Source organism: Actinocorallia sp. A-T 12471, assembly GCF_033875155.1.
Taxonomy (GTDB): domain Bacteria; phylum Actinomycetota; class Actinomycetes; order Streptosporangiales; family Streptosporangiaceae; genus Actinocorallia.
Map to the genome: position 1 here is coordinate 14,488 of NZ_JAWZTE010000021.1, position 15,903 is coordinate 30,390.

Sequence of the window (15,903 nt, forward strand, 5' to 3'; positions counted from 1 at the left end):
GCAATGAGCGGACCGGGGGACGGATCGGATACGCGCACGCGCCGGTGGCCGGTGCCCGCGCGCCTGCTTCGGCTGCGCCGCAGGGGCGCGCCCGAATCCGACGGGATCGTCGGCGTCGCCCGGGTCGACAAGCGCACCAAGGACCTCGCCAAGCGGCTCCAGCCCGGTGAGATCGCGGTCATCGACCACGTCGACCTCGACAGGGTGGCCGCGGAGTCGCTGGTGTCGGCGGGCGCGGCGGCTGTGGTGAACGTCGCACCCAGCATCTCGGGGCGCTACCCCAACCTCGGGCCGGAGATCCTCATCGAGGCCGGGATCGCGCTCGTCGACGACGTCGGGCCTGACATCTTCCAGAAGGTGCACGAGGGCGAGACCGTCAGCATCGACGGCGGCCGTGTCCTGATGGACGGTGAGCTGCTCACCAAGGGGATCAGGCACACCGCCGAGAGCGTCGAGGCCGCCGTCGAGGAGGCCAAGGGCAACCTGTCGGTCCAGCTCGAGTCCTTCGTCGAGAACACGATGGAGTACGTCAAGCGCGAGCAGGACCTGCTGATCGACGGCGTCGGCGTCCCGGACGTGGTGACGTCGTTCGAGGGCAGGCACGCGCTGATCGTCGTGCGCGGCTACCACTACCGCGAGGACATCGCGACGCTGCGGCCCTACATCCGCGAGTACAAGCCGGTCCTGATCGGCGTCGACGGCGGCGCGGACGCGCTGCTGAAGGCCGGATACAAGCCCGACATGATCGTCGGCGACATGGACTCGGTGTCGGACGAGGCGCTGACCAGCGGCGCGGAGATCGTCGTACACGCCTACCGTGACGGCCGCGCGCCGGGGCTGAAGCGCGTCGAGGAACTCGGTGTGACCGACGCCGTCACGTTCCCGGCGGCCGCGACCAGCGAGGACTGCGCGATGCTGCTCGCCGACGACAAGGGCGCGCAGCTCATCGTCGCGGTCGGCACGCACATGAACATGGTCGAGTTCTTCGACAAGGGCCGCGCCGGCATGTCGAGCACGTTCCTCACCCGCCTGCGGGTGGGCAGCAAGCTCGTCGACGCCAAGGGCGTGAGCCTGCTGTACCGCAGCCGGATCTCCTCCTCCGCGCTGCTCGTCCTGGTGGCCGCCGCCCTCGTCACGATGGTCGCCGCGCTCGCCGTCTCCCCGGTCGGGCCGCTGGTGATGTCGGGGCTCGTGGAGCGGTGGCACTCCTTCCTCTTCTGGCTGACCGGACTGTTCACGTGATCGATTTCCGTTACCACCTCGTCTCGATCGTCGCGGTGTTCCTCGCGCTGGCGACGGGGCTCCTGCTGGGGTCGACCAGCGGCGTCCAGGAGATGTCGCAGGTCATCGTCGACAAGAACCTCCAGTACATCCAGAAGAACAACGACGAGCTGCGCGCCCAGGTCACCGCCCAGGAGGACCAGCTGTCCGGCGAGGACCAGTTCGGCCAGGTCGTCGGGCCCGTGGTGCTGGCCGAGCGGCTGAAGGACACCGCTGTGGTGTTCGTGCTCGCGCCGGGCGCGGCCGAGCAGACCCGCACCGGGCTCGACGCGGCGGTCAAGTCGGCGGGCGGGACGGTGTCGGGCTGGGTGTCGCTCACCGACGCCTACCTCGCCGACGACAAGGCCGAGCTGGTCAACCAGCTCGCCGACCAGCTCAAGCCGGTCGGCCTGACCTACCCGTCCGACGCCGACGCCTACGACAAGGCGGGCGCGCTCCTCGCGCACGTCCTGGTGACCAAGGACGGCGAGAAGGCCGGGCACGAGGACGTCGCGTCCGGCGCGGTCCTCGAGGCGTTCAAGCAGGCGGGGCTGCTCAGCACCAGCGGCAAGCCCGCCGCGCGCGCGACGCTCGCGCTGATGGTCGCGCCAGGCACCCCGTTCGAGGGCGACGGCGGCGAGACCGACAACAACGCGCTCGTCGCGCTCGCGGGCGCGCTCGACAAGGCGGGCCAGGGCGCCGTCGTCGCGGGCAACACCGCGTCGGCGGGCACGGGCGGGCTGCTGTCGGCGCTGCGCTCGGCGGAGACCGGCGAGCACGTGTCGTCGGTCGACGCCGCCGACACCGCGTCGGGACAGGTCGTCGGCGTGCTGGCGCTGAACGTCGAGATGAACGGGGAGTCCGGCGAGTACGGTACGGGTTCCGGGGTCAGTGGCTATCTGCCCGACCCGCTTCCGCCCGTTCCCTCGGAGACCGGAGCAAGACCTTGAGAAGACTTCTGATCGGCGCGGTCCTCGGCGCTGCCGCCGCACGGGGCGCGTACGTCGCGCTCAACCGCAGGCCACCCGGCTTCGGGGGGCGTGAAGGCGCTGAGGTGTGGGGGCGCACGAACCACCGGGGTGAGCCGGTGACGCTGCTCGAAGGTCCCGCGTTCGCGCTCGGCAGCGCGCTGGCCGGGCTCGCGGTGCCCGGGGTGCCCGGCAGGCTGCGGGCCGCCGCGCTCGTCGCGGGCGCGGGGTCCGGGGCGTTCGGTGCCTATGACGACCTCGCCGGGTCGGCGTCGTCGCGCGGGTTCAAGGGGCACCTGAGCGCGCTGGCGCGCGGCGAGGTGACCACGGGCGCGGTGAAGATCCTCGGGATCGGCGCGAGCGGGCTGACCGCCGCCGCGCTCGCCGGGTCGGCGGCGTCGACGCCGGTGCGGCGCGCGCTGGACACCGTGCTGAACGGCGCGATCGTCGCGGCGAGCGCCAACCTGATGAACCTGTTCGACCTGCGGCCCGGCCGGGCGATCAAGGTCGGCGTGCTGACCGGCGCGCCGCTCGCGCTCGGCGCGGGCTCGGCCGTCGTCGCGGCCCCGCTGGGCGCGGCGTTCGCGCTGCTGCCCGAGGACCTGGGCGAGCGGGCGATGCTCGGCGACGCGGGCGCGAACTCGTTCGGCGCGCTCCTCGGCCTCGGCGCGACCCGCCTGCCGCTGCCCGCCCGTCTCGCGGTCCTCGGCGGACTCGTCGCGCTCAACGGCGCGAGCGAATATGTGAGCTTCACGAAGGTCATCCGCGAAACGCCCGCGTTGAACTGGCTCGACATGCTGGGCCGCCGCCCGCTCGACCCGGCCCCGGCCGCCTCTTCGGCGTCGGCGTCGGCGTCGGTTTCGGCCGAGGGGACGGTGACGGTCACCGAGACCGCGTCGGTCACCGTCGAGTCGGTCACCGTCGGCGAGGAGATCGCCCGCGCCACCGCGCGCACCGTCGTGGTCACCGAGACGACCTCGACATTCGAGGACGCCTCCCACGACAGCGACATTTCGGACGTCGGCGGCGTTGCGCAGGAGACCGCGGAGGCCGAGCGCGAGTCCGGCGCTTCGGACGCCGAGGGCGTTGCGCGGGAGGCGGCCGAGGGTGCCGTGGGCGTCTCGCAGGAGGCGGCCAAGGAGGCCGAGGGCGTCGCGCAGGACGCGGCCAAGGGGACCGTGGGCGTCTCGCAGGTGGCGGCCGAGGGTGCCGGGGGTGTTGCGCAGGACGCGGCCAAGGAGACCGTGGGCGTCTCGCACGAGGCGGCCGAGGGTGCCGGGGGCGGCTCGCGGGAGGCGGCTGAGGGTGCCGAGGGCGTTTCGCAGGAGGCGGCCGAGGCGGCCGAGGCGGCCGGGGGTGTTGCGCCGGGGGCGGCTGAGGGTGCCGGGGGCGGCTCGTGGGAGGCGGCTGAGGGCGCCGGGGCCGGGGGGTCGCGGGAGGCCGCTGTGGTCGAGGGTGAGGCTCGGGGGCGCTCGGCGTCGTGAGGCGCGCGCTCGGCGGGATCGCCGGGGCCGCGGCCCTGATCGCCGTCCTCACGGTCCTCGCCCGCATCGCCGGATTCGGGCGGACCGTGGTGCTTTCCAAGACGGTGACCTCGTCCTGTCTGAGTGACGTCTACCTCGCGGCCAACCAGATCCCGAACATCATGTTCGAGATCGTCGCGGGCGGGGCGCTGGCCAGCCTTGTCGTGCCGTTGCTCGCCGCGCCCGTCGAACGCGGCGACGTCGAGACCGTGCGGCGGACCACGTCGGCGCTGCTCACCTGGGTGATGGTCGCGCTCGTGCCGCTCGCGCTGCTCGTCGCGGTGGCGGCGGGGCCGATCATGACCGTGCTGAGCGTCGGGCTCAAGACCTGCGACCCCGAGGTCTACCGCGCGATGGGCGCGCGCATGCTCGTGGTCTTCGCTCCGCAGATCGTCTTCTACGGGCTCGCCGTGGTCCTGTACGGCGTGCTCCAGGCGCACCGGAGGTTCACCTGGCCCGCGGTGGCGCCGCTGGTGTCGAGCCTTGTGGTGATCGGGGCTTATCTGGCTTATGTCCCGGCGATGGGTGGGAACGACCCCAAGGAACTCGCCTCGGTGCCGCGGGCCGCCGAACTCGTCCTGTCGGTGGGCACGACGCTCGGGGTTGTGGCGTTGGTCGTCGTCGCGGGCAGTGCGGGGTTCGGGCTGCGGCTCAAGCTGCGGCCCACACTGCGCTTCCCCGCCGGGGTGGGCGCGCGCGTACGCGGCCTCGCCCTTGCGGGCTTGGCTACGGTCATCGCGCAGCAGGTCGCCCTGGCGGCGATCCTTGTCCTGGCCAACCAGGGGACCGCGGCCGCGCTCACCCAGTACAACTTCGCCTGGGCGGTGTACCTGCTGCCCTGGGCGATCCTCGCCGTGCCGATCGCCACGAGCGCGTTCCAGGCGCTGTCGGCTCGGGAGGACGACCCCGTCGAGTTCGACAGGACCGCGGCTTCCACGACCCGTGCGGTCGTGCTCGCGTCGTGTCTTGGCGCTGCGGGGCTCGTCGCGCTCGCGCTGCCTGCCGCGGCCCTCCTCAACTCCGCCAGGCCGGAAAGCGCGGTGGTGCTCGCGCGCGCGCTTGTGTGTTTTGCTCCTGGGCTTGTGGGTTATGGGCTTGTCGCGCATCTGGGGCGGGCGCTGTACGCGTGCGGGAAGGGTCGGGCGTCGGCCTGGGCGACGGTGACGGGGTGGGCGGTCGTCCTCGTCGCCGACGTGATCTTCGCGTTCACCCTGCCGGAGGGCTGGGTCGTCGCCGGATTCGCGCTCGGCAACACGCTCGGCATGACCGTCGCGGGGGTCCTGCTGTCCGTCGCGTTCCTGCGCGCCCGGGGCCGCGCCGCCTTCGCCGGGCTCGGCCGCACCCTCGCGGTGGGCGCGGTGGCCGCCTGCGTCTCCGGCGTGGCGGGCTACCTCCTCGCCCACGCCCTCGGCACCGGAACCCAGCTCCACACGATCCTCACCGCCACAGCCGCCGGCCTTTTGACCCTCGCCCTCTTCGCCGCGACCGCCGCCCTCGGCGCCCGCCAGGACCTGAAAACCCTCGCCCGCCGCTGACCCCCACCCCCACCACCCCCTCCGGCGCGTGGCCCGCGTCTCGGTGCGCGCCGCACCCTGCGTGCGGTGGCCTTCCGGCGTGCGGCCCGATTCTCGGCGCGCGCCGTGCCCCTGCGTGCGGTGGCCGTTCGGCGTGCGGCCCGCGTTTCGGTGTGCGCCGTGCTCTGTGGGCGGGGGCTGTTCGGTGTGTGGGCTGGGGCTCGGTGTGCGCTGTGCTCTGTGGGCGGGGGACTGCGGGGTGTGGGGTGTGGTTTGGGGTGGGGTGGGGGTGGGCTGTGGGGGGTGTGGGGTGGGAAACGGGGTGGGGTGGGGTGTCGGGGGGTGGGGATGCGGCAAGGTGGGGGGCATGGATGATGTGCAGGGGATGCGGGTGGCGTTGGTGCTGGCCACGGCGTCCGGAGGGCTCGGGCGGCATGTGCGGGCGGTGTCCGAGGGGCTTGCCGCGCGCGGGGCGCGGGTCGTGGTGTGCGGGCCGGGGGAGACCGAGCGCACGTACGGGTTCACGCGCAAGGGGGTGCGGTTCGCGGAGGTCGACATCGCGGACCGGCCGAGGCCCGCGGGGGATCTCGCGGCCGTGCGGCGGCTGCGCGGGCTGTTGCGGGGGGCCGACGTCGTGCACGCGCACGGGCTGCGCGCGGGGGGCATGGCGGTTCTCGCGCGGGGGAGGCTCGACGGGCTGCGGCTTGAGGCGGGCCCGCCCGTACTGGTGACCTTGCACAACGAGGCTCCTTCTGGAGGGCTCGCGGGGGCCGCCTACGCGGCGCTTGAGCGGATCGTGGCGCGCGGCGCTACGGGCGTCCTGGGGGTCTCGCCGGATCTCGAGGAGCGGATGCGGGCGCTGGGCGCGCGCGAGGTGGGGCACGCGATCGTCCCCGCGCCGCCGCTCGACGCGCCCGAGCCCGGCGCGCGTGAGCGGCTGCGTGAGGAGCTCGGCGCGGGCGACGCCCAGGTGGTCCTCACCGTCGCGCGCCTCGCCCCGCAGAAGGGCCTTCCGGTGCTGCTCGACGCGGTGCAGCGGCTCGGGACGTCCGCGCCGCTGTTCCTGATCGCCGGGGACGGCCCCCTCGACGGCGAGCTGCGCGAGCGGATCGCCACCGCCGACCTCCCGGTGCGGCTGCTGGGCCGCAGGACCGACGTCGCCGAGCTCCTCGCGGCCTGCGACATCGTCGCGGTGCCGAGCCTGTGGGAGGGCCAGCCCCTGTTCGTGCAGGAGGCGCTGCGGGCGGGCCGGCCGCTGATCGCGACCGCGACGGGCGGCGTCCCCGGCCTGGTCGGCGACGCGGCCGTCCTCGTCCCGCCCAGTGACGCGGCCGCGCTCGCCGCCGCGCTGAAGGGCGTCATGTCCGATCCGGGCCGTGCCGTGCGGCTCGGCGCGGCGGCCGCCCAACGCGCCACGGCCCTGCCGACCGACGACGACGCCGTCGACCAGCTCGCCGCCTACTACCGGGGGTTCCTCCCGGGTTGAGTAATGAGTAGAGTCACTTGCCGACGGGAGAAGAATCGCGTTCTAGAATAAAACTCGAACCGGTCTCCGCACCCCTGGGCGGAGACGCGGCCTGACTTCCAATCGAGAGGTGTGCAATGGCCATCGGGCTGACCGAGGAGCACGAGGACCTGGCGGAGTCGGTACGCGGGCTCGCCGAACGCCATGTGACGCAGGCGGTCCTGCGCGCCGCGCTCGACGCCGAGGAGGAGACCCGTCCGGCGTTCTGGCGGCACCTCGCCGAGCAGGGCCTGCTCGGCCTGCACCTGCCCGAGGAGCACGGCGGCCAGGGCTTCGGCCTGCTCGAGCTCGCCGTCGTCCTCGAGGAGCTGGGCCGCGCCGCCGCGCCGGGCCCGTTCCTGCCGACGGTGCTGGCCAGCGCCGTCATCGCCGGGTCGTCCAACGCCAAGGCGCACTCGCTGCTGCCCGGCCTCGCCGACGGTTCCGTCACCGCGGCCGTCGCGCTCGGCGACGGCTTCACCGGCGGCCGTGAGGGCGACGCCGTCGTCGTCGGCGGCTCCGTCGAGCCCGTCCTTGGCGCGGGCCTCGCCGACCTGATCGTGCTGAAGGCCGGCGACGAGTGGGTCGTCGTGGAGTCCGCCCAGCTGACGGTGACGGCACGGCCGAGCCTCGACCTCGTCCGCCGCTCGGCCAAGGTCGAGGCCGACGGCGTCCGGGTCGGCTCCGAGCGGGTCCTCGACGGCGTCACCGACCAGGCCGTCGCCGACCTCGTCGCGGTGCTGTTCGGCGCGGAGGCCGCGGGCATCGGCCAGTGGGCGGTCACCACCGCCTCGGAGTACGCCAAGGTCCGCGAGCAGTTCGGCCGCCCGATCGGCCAGTTCCAGGGCGTCAAGCACAAGGCCGCCCGGATGCTGATCAACCTCGAGCAGGCGCGCGCCGCGGTCTGGGACGCCGCCCGCGCCGTCGGCGAGGGCGCGCCTGACGCGCACTTCGCCGCGTCGGTCGCCGCGGTCATCGCGCCGGGCGCGGTCGCCCAGATCGTCCGCGACGCGGTGCAGATCCTCGGCGGCATCGGCTTCACCTGGGAGCACGACGCGCACATCTACCTGCGCCGCGCCCTCACCCTGAAGGCGCTGTCGGGATCGGCGTCCGAGGCCGCCGCCGAGGTCGCCGACCTCGCGCTCGCGGGCGGCCGCCGCGCGGTCGAACTGGAACTCGACGACGACACCGCGCCGCTGCGCGAGCGGATTCGCGCCGAGATCGCCGAGCTCGCCGCGATCTCCGACCGCAACGAGCTCAACGCCAAGATGGGCGACGAGGGCTGGACCGTCCCGCACTTCCCCAAGCCGTGGGGGCGCGGCGCGAACCCGATCGAGCAGATCCTCATCCAGCAGGAGCTGCGCGCGGCCAAGGTCAAGGCCCCGAACCTGGTGATCGGCGCGTGGCTTGTGCCGTCGCTCGTCGCCTACGGCACCGAGGAGCAGAAGGAGCGCTTCCTGCGCCCGACGCTGCGCGGCCAGATGATCTGGTGCCAGCTGTTCTCCGAGCCGGGCGCGGGCTCTGACCTCGCGTCGCTGTCGATGAAGGCCGAGAAGGTCGAGGGCGGCTTCAAGCTGACCGGCCAGAAGATCTGGACGTCGGTCGCGCACGTCGCCGAGTGGGGCTTCTGCATCGCCCGCACCAACCCCGACGCGCCCAAGCACGACGGCATCACCTACTTCCTGGTCAACATGAAGTCGCCGGGCGTCGACGTCCGTCCGCTGCGCGAGATGACCGGCGAGGCGCTGTTCAACGAGGTCTTCCTCGACGACGTGTTCGTCCCGGACGACTGCGTCGTCGGCGAGGTCGACAAGGGCTGGCAGGTCGCCCGCAACACCCTGTCGAACGAGCGCGTGTCGCTGTCCACCGGCGGCGGCCTGGGCATGGGCGTCCCCGAGCTGCTCGACTGGTTCAAGGGCAAGGAACTCGGCACGATCGCCAAGGCCGAGGTCGGACGGCTCATCGCGCAGGGCCAGTCGATCGACCTGCTCGGCCTGCGGACCACGCTCAAGCAGCTGTCGGGCGTGAACCCGGGCGCTGAGGCGTCGGTGCGCAAGCTGCTCGGCGTCCAGTTCAACCAGGACGTGGCCGACTACTGCTACGCGAGCCAGGGCGAGCTCGCCGTCCTCGAGGAGCTGCTGGCCCCGACGGGCATCGTGGCGCGCGCGATGCTGTTCAGCCGGGCGATGACGATTTACGGCGGCACCACCGAGGTGCAGCTGAACATCATCGGCGAGCGGCTGCTGGGCCTCCCGCGCGACCCCGAGCCGGGCAAGTAACGCAAATTCGGGCGGTAGGGGCGAACGGTCGGTCCGTGGCCTCTACCGCCCGATACACTGCGTCGTCTTCTCGCCTCGATGGACCCCCACGCGTTGACCCTCCGGAGGACTCCGTGAAACCGCTCGCCCTCACCCTCGCGACGCTCCTGGCCCTGTCCGTCTCCGCCTGCGGCGGCGGCAGCGAGGACGAGGCGACGCCGCCGGAGACCGCGACGAGCGCGGCGGCCGCGCCGTCGGAGTCGGCGGTGCCCGGTCTGTCGGAGAAGTCCGGGGTGCCGCTGGTCGAGCCGACCGAGAAGGGCAAGCCCGCGCCGAAGCCGCAGCCCAGCCAGGTCAAGCCGCTCGTCGGCACCTGGCAGGGCGACGGGCCCGTCCAGGAGTACTTCGTCTTCACCGCCAAGGGCGACGGCATGCTCATCGCCGGCGGCAAGACCCTGTGGAACGGCACGGTCATCCCCGCGGGAAAGAACACCTTCCGCCTGTCGTGGGACGGCACCGACCCGGGCGCGACCTACTGGCAGATCGCGCTGAAGGACGGCGGCAAGACGTTCACGTTCGCCGCCAACAGCCAGGTCTACACCAAGGTCGACAAGCCCAAGACGGGCAAGCCGGAGACCCCCAAGACCGATAAGACCGATAAGACCGACACCGACAATCCCGCGAACGACGAGGAATGATGACCCTGTTCGACTCGCCGGACCAGGCGGCCGCGGCCCTCGCGGGCGTCGGCTACCTGCCCGGTCCCGAGATCGCCACCACCGTGTTCCTCGCGGACGCGCTCGGCAAGCCCCTGCTCATCGAGGGGCCCGCGGGCGTCGGCAAGACCGAGCTGGCCAAGGCCGTCGCCGCCTCCACCGGCGCGGAGCTGATCCGTCTCCAGTGCTACGAGGGCCTTGACGAGGCACGCGCGCTGTACGAGTGGAACTACAAGAAGCAGCTCCTGCGCATCCAGGCGGCCGGCGACCAGGGGTGGGACTCCACCCACGACGACATCTTCACCGACGAGTTCCTGCTGGAACGCCCCCTGCTCGCGGCGATCCGGCGGGACGGCCCGACCGTCCTGCTCATCGACGAGACCGACAAGGCCGACGTCGAGGTCGAAGGACTGCTCCTCGAGGTCCTTTCCGACTTCCAGGTCACCATCCCCGAACTCGGGACGATCACCGCCAAGCACCGGCCGTTCGTCGTGCTGACGTCCAACGCGGCGCGCGAGCTGTCGGAGGCGTTGAAGCGGCGGTGCCTGTACCTGCACCTTGAGTATCCGCCGATGGAACGGGAACGTGACATCGTCCTGTCCCGGGTCCCCGGCATCGAGGAGGGGCTCGCCGAGCAGATCGTCAAGACCGTGGGGGCGCTGCGCGGCCTCGAGGTGAAGAAGGCGCCGTCCATCGCCGAGACGATCGACTGGGCGCGCACCCTGCTGGCCCTCGGCCTCGACACCCTTGACGCCAAGGCCGTCAGGGACACGCTCGGGGTCGTCCTCAAGCACGTCGCCGACCAGCGGCGCGCCGTCACGGAACTGAACCTGGGATGAGCCTGCTCGACCGGCACACCGGCTTCGTGCACGCGCTGCGCGAGGCCGGACTGCCGGTCTCCGTCGCCGAAGGACTCGACGCGGTCCGCGCGCTGGGGCACCTCGACCTCATCGACCGCGAAGGGCTGCGCACGGCCTACGCGGCGACCCTCGTCAAACGGCCGACCCACAGGCCGCAGTTCGACCTGCTGTTCGACCTGTGGTTCCCGGCCGCGCTCGGCGCGGGCGAGGGCAACGCCGACAGCGATCCCGCGCCGCGCTCGGGGAAGCCGCCCGCGCTCGACCCCGAGGTCCAGGCGATGCGCGGCGACCTGTTCGAGCTGCTGCTGTCCGGCGACGAGGAGGGCATGCGGGGATTCGCCAGGATGGCCGTCGCGCGGTTCGGCCGCAGCCCCAACGGGCAGAGCTGGTTCTCCTCGGGGGTGCTGCGCGCGATGTCGGCCGACACGCTGATGGCGTCGCTGCTCCAGGCCGTCCTGAGCGAGCGTGGCGGGCTCGAGGAGGCGGCCGCGCGGCGCATGTTCCGCAACCGCATCGGCGCGTTCGAGCGGTCGGTCGGCACCGAGGTGCGGCGGCGGATCGCCGAGGACACCGGCGTCGAGCGGACCGGCAGGGCGACGGTGAAGCCGCCGCTGGAGCAGCTCGACTTCAACCGGGCCACCCGCGCCGACCTCGCCGAGCTGCGCCGCGAGGTGCACCCGCTGGCCCGTCGGCTCGCGTCCCGGCTCGCCCAGCGCAACCGGCTCGGCGACCGGGGCCGCCTCGACTTCCGCAGGACGGTCAGGGCCTCCCTCGCGACCGGCGGCGTCCCGCTCACCACGCACTACAAGCCGAAGCGGCCGCACAAGCCCGAGCTGGTGATCCTGTGCGACGCCAGCGACTCGTGCCAGGCGTTCGCGCACTTCACGCTGCTGCTCACGTTCGCGCTGCGCGAGCAGTTCACCAAGGTCCGCGCGTTCGCGTTCATCGACGCGACCGACGAGATCACCAAGTACTTCGAACCCGGAACCGACGTGGTCGAGGCGATGCAGCGGATGACGCGTGAGGCCGACCTCGTCTGGCTGACCGGGCGCAGCAACTACGGGCACGCGTTCAAGACCTTTGACGAGAAATACGGCGATGTCATCACGTCCAGGACGTCGCTGCTGATCCTCGGCGACGCGCGCTCCAACTACGGATCGCTGTCGCTGCCGATCGTGCGCCGGATGGCCGAGACCGCGCGGCACGCCTACTGGCTGAACCCCGAGCGGCCCCGCGACTGGGACACCGGGGACTCGGCCGCGAGCACGTACGGCGACGTGATCGAGATGCACGAGTGCCGCAATCTCACCCAGCTCGGCCAGTTCGTGGAACTGCTCGCCTGACGACCTCACAACGCGTCCGACGCCGCGTGATACGACCCGAACGGCCGCCACACCGTCGGGCAACACGTTCGTAACTGCGGGTGCCTACCGTCACGGACATGACCGCCGCCCTGCTCAGCCCGCCCGCGCCGCGCGTCCGCACCGCGCGGATCGTCGTCACCGGGGGCCGCGCCGCCGACCGCGCCGCCTTCGCCGCGCACGGCGTCGCGTTGAACCGCGCGGTGGTCGTCGAGCTCGTGCCGACGGCCGCCGCGACGCCGCATCCCGCCGCGCTCGCCGACGCGCTGGGGGCGATCGTGCTCCTTGACGTGGACGACCCGCAAAGCGCCCGTGCCGCTTTGGACGTCTGCGAGGACACGGGTGTGTCGGCGGCCTTGGCGGTGCCGTACGGGGAGTTGTCTTCCGGGATCGCCGATGCGCTCGGCCTTGAGGACACGACTCCGCTGCTCGGCTACGACGCGGCGGATGCGTCGGCGTCCTGTGCGGTCGTGCGGGCGCTGCTGCGGTCGCACATCGTCGCTGCGACGCCCTGACCTGGCCCAGGGGCTACGTGAGGGCCTGGGTGAGGAGGTCGGCGACGGCGTCGGGGTCGATGCGGTCGCCCGTCAGGTGGTACAGGTTCTCGTGGTAGAGCAGGACCGTCGCGAAGGTCGCGGCGGCGATCTCCAGCCGTGCGGTGTCGCCGCGCGAGCCGGGGAGCGCGGCCTCGAGCGCGCGGCTGGCCAGGCGGACGAGTTCGCGGTTGAGGCGGCCGAGCCGCTCGCGGACGCTGCGGTGGGTGTCGGCCTCCCGGAACAGGATCCGGCGCATCCTGGGGGAGGCGCGCAGCGGGAGGCGGGCCGCGACGCGGCGGAGCGCGCCCGCGGGGTCGGCGTCGGAGTCGGGCGCCTGCGCCGGATGCTCGAACTCGGTGAGGTCCTCGATGGCCGTGCGCTCGTCCACGAGGGTGAGCAGGACGTCCATCTTCTGCGGGAAGTAGTGGAAGACCAGGCCCTTGGGGACCTCGGCGACCTCGGCGATCCGCGCGGTGGAGGTGCCGTCGTAGCCGGTCTCGGCGAACAGCTCCTCGGCCGCGTCGAGGATCCGAGTGCGTGAGTCGCTCATGACCGCCCCCTGGTCGCATGCGTGTGGTCCCCGGCGTGCGCCGGGGACCACGGTGGTCTCGTCGGTCAGGCCGTCGTCGCCGCCCTGTCCGTCGTGGAGTACGCGGTGTACAGCCCGACGATAACGGTGACGGCCCCGGCGATCCATGCCGTCCAGGCAGCACCGGCCTCACCCGTGAACTGCCACGCCCACGGCGCGACGAAGAGCAGCACCGCGAACGCCGTCGCGGTCCACTCGCTGGGCCCCGCCCGGCCGAGCAGGCCGAACAGGCCGGTCAGCGCAAGCAGCGCGCCGAGCACGATCAGGGGCGTGCGCCCCGCGCCGTCGGCCCACAGGTCCGGCGCGAGCAACGCGGCCAACCCGGCCACGAACGCGACAGCGGGCTCGTAGGAGAACTTCATAACCTCGACCTCCAGGGGTGGGTCCGGACTTCCTCGTCCACCTCCGAGAATCCTCTTCTTGACCGTCCGGTCAATCAGCCCAGAGGACCACAACCCCCTCACCCCAAGGTGACGCCGACCTTACCCCGCTGGACGATCACCACCCCAACCTGCTAAAAGCCCCCTACAACGCCACATCCCCCTTCCGATAAGCGACGGTGCACCCCGCCGCGACCACCCCGAGCACCGCGCACCCCACCGCATACGCGCGCCCGAGCGGCCCGGACCCGTCGAGGTAGGCGAGGAACGGCACGAGGTCAAGCAGGACCACGACCAGCACCGCGAGCGACCAGCGCGGATCGCGTGCCAGCAGCGCGGCCCCGAGCACCCCGACGAGCACGACGGCCTCCGGAAGCACGCCCGGAACCGCGCTGCTGTAGGCCGGGAGGAAGAACGCGGCGTCCACGACGACCACGAGGACGAGCGTGGCACCCGGGATCCACAGCAGCCCCCACGGCTTCGGAGTCACCCGGACGCCGAAGGCGCGCCAGCCCGCGAGCACGAGGAGCGCAGCGCACACCACGTGCGGCACCCCTCGCTCGTCGCCGAGGAACCGGAACAGCGGGACGTCCGTGGGCAGCGCGTAGATGAGCCCCAGAAAGACGACGGCCGCCGTCGCCGTCCAGCCCCGCAGCAGCGCGACCGCGAAGCCGACCGCCGCCAGCGCCGCCAGCGGCTGTGCGAACGCCTCGCTGAGGTAGTGCGGGTGGGCGATGAGGTTGCCGAGGGTGAACAGGGTGAGGCCGAGGTGGAGGCCGTCGGCCCAGGGGTTGCCCGGCGACGCGGCGCTGAGCCGGGCGCGCAGGCCCGCGCGCACCAGCGCCGCGCCTTCCCTGACGGAGAAGCCGTCGGTTCGGTCGGCGAGGGTGGCGAGGATTTCCGGGCCGTGGGCGTCGCGGTAGGCGGGGGGATAGGCGCGCAGCAAAGACCGGTACAGGTCCATGGGGGGTCCTTTTCGGGGGGTCAGCGGGCCGGGCGGAGGTGGGTGGTGAGGGCGGCGACGGAGGCGATGGCGGTGGCGGACAGGAGGAGGGGGAGGAGGGGGATTTCGGTTTGGCCCAGGAGGAGGAGAGCTTTGCCGTGGGAGAAGAGGAGGTCGGAGGTGGCGAAGAGGGCGAAGTGGACGGTGGCGGCGAGGGGCCACAGGAGGGAGCGGGTGAGCAGGCCCAGCGCGAGCAGGATGGGCAGGAGGGCGAAGTCCCTCAGGAGGAAGTTCACCACGGACCAGGAGCCGAAGTCGGGCATGAAGTAGGCGGCCGTGCTGATCGCGAGCGGGACGGCGGGCAACGCGAGCAGGGCCCACGACCAGGCGCGCGGACGCGCGTCCTGGCTCGCGGTGGCGACGAGCAGGGCGGCGAAGAGGACGATCGCCCCCCAGTGGGCGGTGCTCCAGGGGATCAGCCGGGAGTCGAAGGGGCCGTTCTCGATGAGGATAAGAGTGGCCTCGCCCGCGCCGGCGAGCACGGCGGTCACCAGGGCGGTGAGGGCGCGGCCGCGCAGGAGGGCCACGACGCAGACGACGGCCGCGGCGAACGTCGCGTAGGCGAGGACGGCGGGCGATGAGAGGAAAAGGCGGGAGAGGTACACCGCCTGGGAGAGGACGAAGATGAGCAGGCCGAGGTGGAGGCCGTCCAGCAAGGGGGATGCGCCGGGGCGGGGGGCGAAGCGGGTGCGTAGGCCGCCTGCGGCGAGGGCGAGGGCCTCGCGGGGGGAGAAGCCGTCGCCGGTTTCTTCGAGGGTCGCCAGGAGTTCTGGGCCGTGTTGGGCGCGGTAGGCGCGGGGGTAGCAGAGGAGGAGGCGTCGGTAGGCAGGGGATATGGGCATGTGGGGGGTGTCCTCAGGGTCAGGCGGGGTTCGGAAAAGGGGTGGGGCGGGGGCGGCGGGTGACCAGGTGAGCGGCGGCTTCCAGGCGGGCGGCTTCGGCCTGGAGGGTGGTGAGGCCGTCGTCGGTGAGGCGGAAGTAGCGGCGGGGGCGGCCGTTGACGGTCTCCTCGTGGTCGAGGGCGATGAGCCCGCGCTCCGCGAGGCGGTCGAGGGCGCCGTAGAGGGTGCCGACGGCGAGGCGGACGCGGCCGCCGGAGTCGGACTCGGCGCGTTTGATGATGGCGTAGCCGTGCAGTGGCCCGTCCTGGAGTGCGGCCAGGACGTGGTACGTCGGCTCGCTCAGGGGCGCTCTTCTCATACTTCGGCACTCTATATATCGAGCAGCGAAGTATGCATGGCCCTTCACCAAAAAGGAACTGGCGATTAACTGCCGCGAAACGCCCGCGCGGTGTCCTGTGGGGGACTCGCTGACAGCGAGGCGCGTCTAGGGTTCCGCGGCCGCCAGGCCGGACTGGTCCGAGAGACGCAGGCGGCCGCAGGCCGTTCCACGGCGGGACAAAAGCCCGGGAGGCCAGCCGAACTCCCGGCT

General features: G+C 72.6%; 15 protein-coding genes and 1 riboswitch. Of the genes, 10 read left to right on the forward strand and 5 right to left on the reverse strand.

Annotated features, from left to right (window positions below):
* Positions 1-3: 3 nt before the first annotated feature.
* From steA to R9X44_RS34365, 10 genes are all read left to right on the forward strand, one after another.
* A complete protein-coding gene (gene steA, locus R9X44_RS34320; RefSeq protein ID WP_319818551.1) occupies positions 4-1,242 on the forward strand; it encodes a putative cytokinetic ring protein SteA in 1,239 nt (412 codons plus the stop codon).
* Entirely contained in the window at positions 1,239-2,210 is a 972-nt protein-coding gene (locus R9X44_RS34325) for a copper transporter (protein ID WP_319818552.1), read from the forward strand. The genes steA and R9X44_RS34325 overlap by 4 nt, the downstream gene beginning before the upstream one ends.
* Positions 2,207-3,712: a hypothetical protein gene (locus R9X44_RS34330; RefSeq protein WP_319818553.1), complete on the forward strand. Its 1,506-nt coding sequence runs from the start codon at positions 2,207-2,209 to the stop codon at positions 3,710-3,712. Before R9X44_RS34325 ends, R9X44_RS34330 begins: the two co-directional genes overlap by 4 nt.
* Positions 3,709-5,286, forward strand: a complete 1,578-nt coding sequence (gene murJ, locus R9X44_RS34335) for a murein biosynthesis integral membrane protein MurJ (RefSeq protein WP_319818554.1) — start codon at positions 3,709-3,711, stop codon at positions 5,284-5,286. The genes R9X44_RS34330 and murJ overlap by 4 nt, the downstream gene beginning before the upstream one ends.
* Before the next feature lie 346 nt (positions 5,287-5,632).
* A complete protein-coding gene (locus R9X44_RS34340; RefSeq protein ID WP_319818555.1) occupies positions 5,633-6,751 on the forward strand; it encodes a glycosyltransferase family 4 protein in 1,119 nt (372 codons plus the stop codon).
* A 116-nt stretch (positions 6,752-6,867) separates the two neighbouring features.
* Complete coding sequence (locus tag R9X44_RS34345; protein ID WP_319818556.1) at positions 6,868-9,048, forward strand: acyl-CoA dehydrogenase; 2,181 nt, start codon at positions 6,868-6,870, stop codon at positions 9,046-9,048.
* A gap of 113 nt (positions 9,049-9,161) precedes the next feature.
* Positions 9,162-9,725 carry a hypothetical protein gene (locus tag R9X44_RS34350; RefSeq protein ID WP_319818557.1) on the forward strand — a complete coding sequence of 188 codons (564 nt, stop codon included), beginning with the start codon at positions 9,162-9,164 and terminating at the stop codon, positions 9,723-9,725.
* A complete protein-coding gene (locus tag R9X44_RS34355) occupies positions 9,722-10,582 on the forward strand; it encodes a MoxR family ATPase (RefSeq protein WP_319818558.1) in 861 nt (286 codons plus the stop codon). Before R9X44_RS34350 ends, R9X44_RS34355 begins: the two co-directional genes overlap by 4 nt.
* Positions 10,579-11,946 (forward strand): vWA domain-containing protein, encoded by a 1,368-nt coding sequence (locus R9X44_RS34360; protein WP_319818559.1) that lies wholly within the window; start codon positions 10,579-10,581, stop codon positions 11,944-11,946. The genes R9X44_RS34355 and R9X44_RS34360 overlap by 4 nt, the downstream gene beginning before the upstream one ends.
* 98 nt (positions 11,947-12,044) lie before the next feature.
* Complete coding sequence (locus R9X44_RS34365; protein ID WP_319818560.1) at positions 12,045-12,479, forward strand: hypothetical protein; 435 nt, start codon at positions 12,045-12,047, stop codon at positions 12,477-12,479.
* A gap of 13 nt (positions 12,480-12,492) precedes the next feature.
* On the opposite strand, the gene R9X44_RS34370 is transcribed toward R9X44_RS34365, so the two are convergent.
* The 5 genes from R9X44_RS34370 to R9X44_RS34390 form a co-directional block, all read right to left on the reverse strand.
* Positions 12,493-13,050, reverse strand: a complete 558-nt coding sequence (locus R9X44_RS34370) for a helix-turn-helix domain-containing protein (RefSeq protein WP_319818561.1) — start codon at positions 13,048-13,050, stop codon at positions 12,493-12,495.
* Positions 13,051-13,115: 65 nt separating this feature from the next.
* Positions 13,116-13,451 carry an SPW repeat protein gene (locus R9X44_RS34375; RefSeq protein WP_319818562.1) on the reverse strand — a complete coding sequence of 112 codons (336 nt, stop codon included), beginning with the start codon at positions 13,449-13,451 and terminating at the stop codon, positions 13,116-13,118.
* A 163-nt stretch (positions 13,452-13,614) separates the two neighbouring features.
* Positions 13,615-14,433, reverse strand: coding sequence for a hypothetical protein (locus tag R9X44_RS34380; RefSeq protein WP_319818563.1), 819 nt, complete (start codon positions 14,431-14,433; stop codon positions 13,615-13,617).
* Positions 14,434-14,453: 20 nt separating this feature from the next.
* The gene (locus R9X44_RS34385; protein ID WP_319818564.1) at positions 14,454-15,314 is read right to left on the reverse strand and encodes a hypothetical protein; all 861 of its coding nucleotides are present in this window, start codon (positions 15,312-15,314) and stop codon (positions 14,454-14,456) included.
* Positions 15,315-15,333: 19 nt separating this feature from the next.
* The gene (locus R9X44_RS34390) at positions 15,334-15,672 is read right to left on the reverse strand and encodes a PadR family transcriptional regulator (RefSeq protein ID WP_319818565.1); all 339 of its coding nucleotides are present in this window, start codon (positions 15,670-15,672) and stop codon (positions 15,334-15,336) included.
* A gap of 115 nt (positions 15,673-15,787) precedes the next feature.
* A riboswitch (guanidine-I (ykkC/yxkD leader) is annotated at positions 15,788-15,886 on the forward strand.
* Positions 15,887-15,903 lie beyond the last annotated feature (17 nt).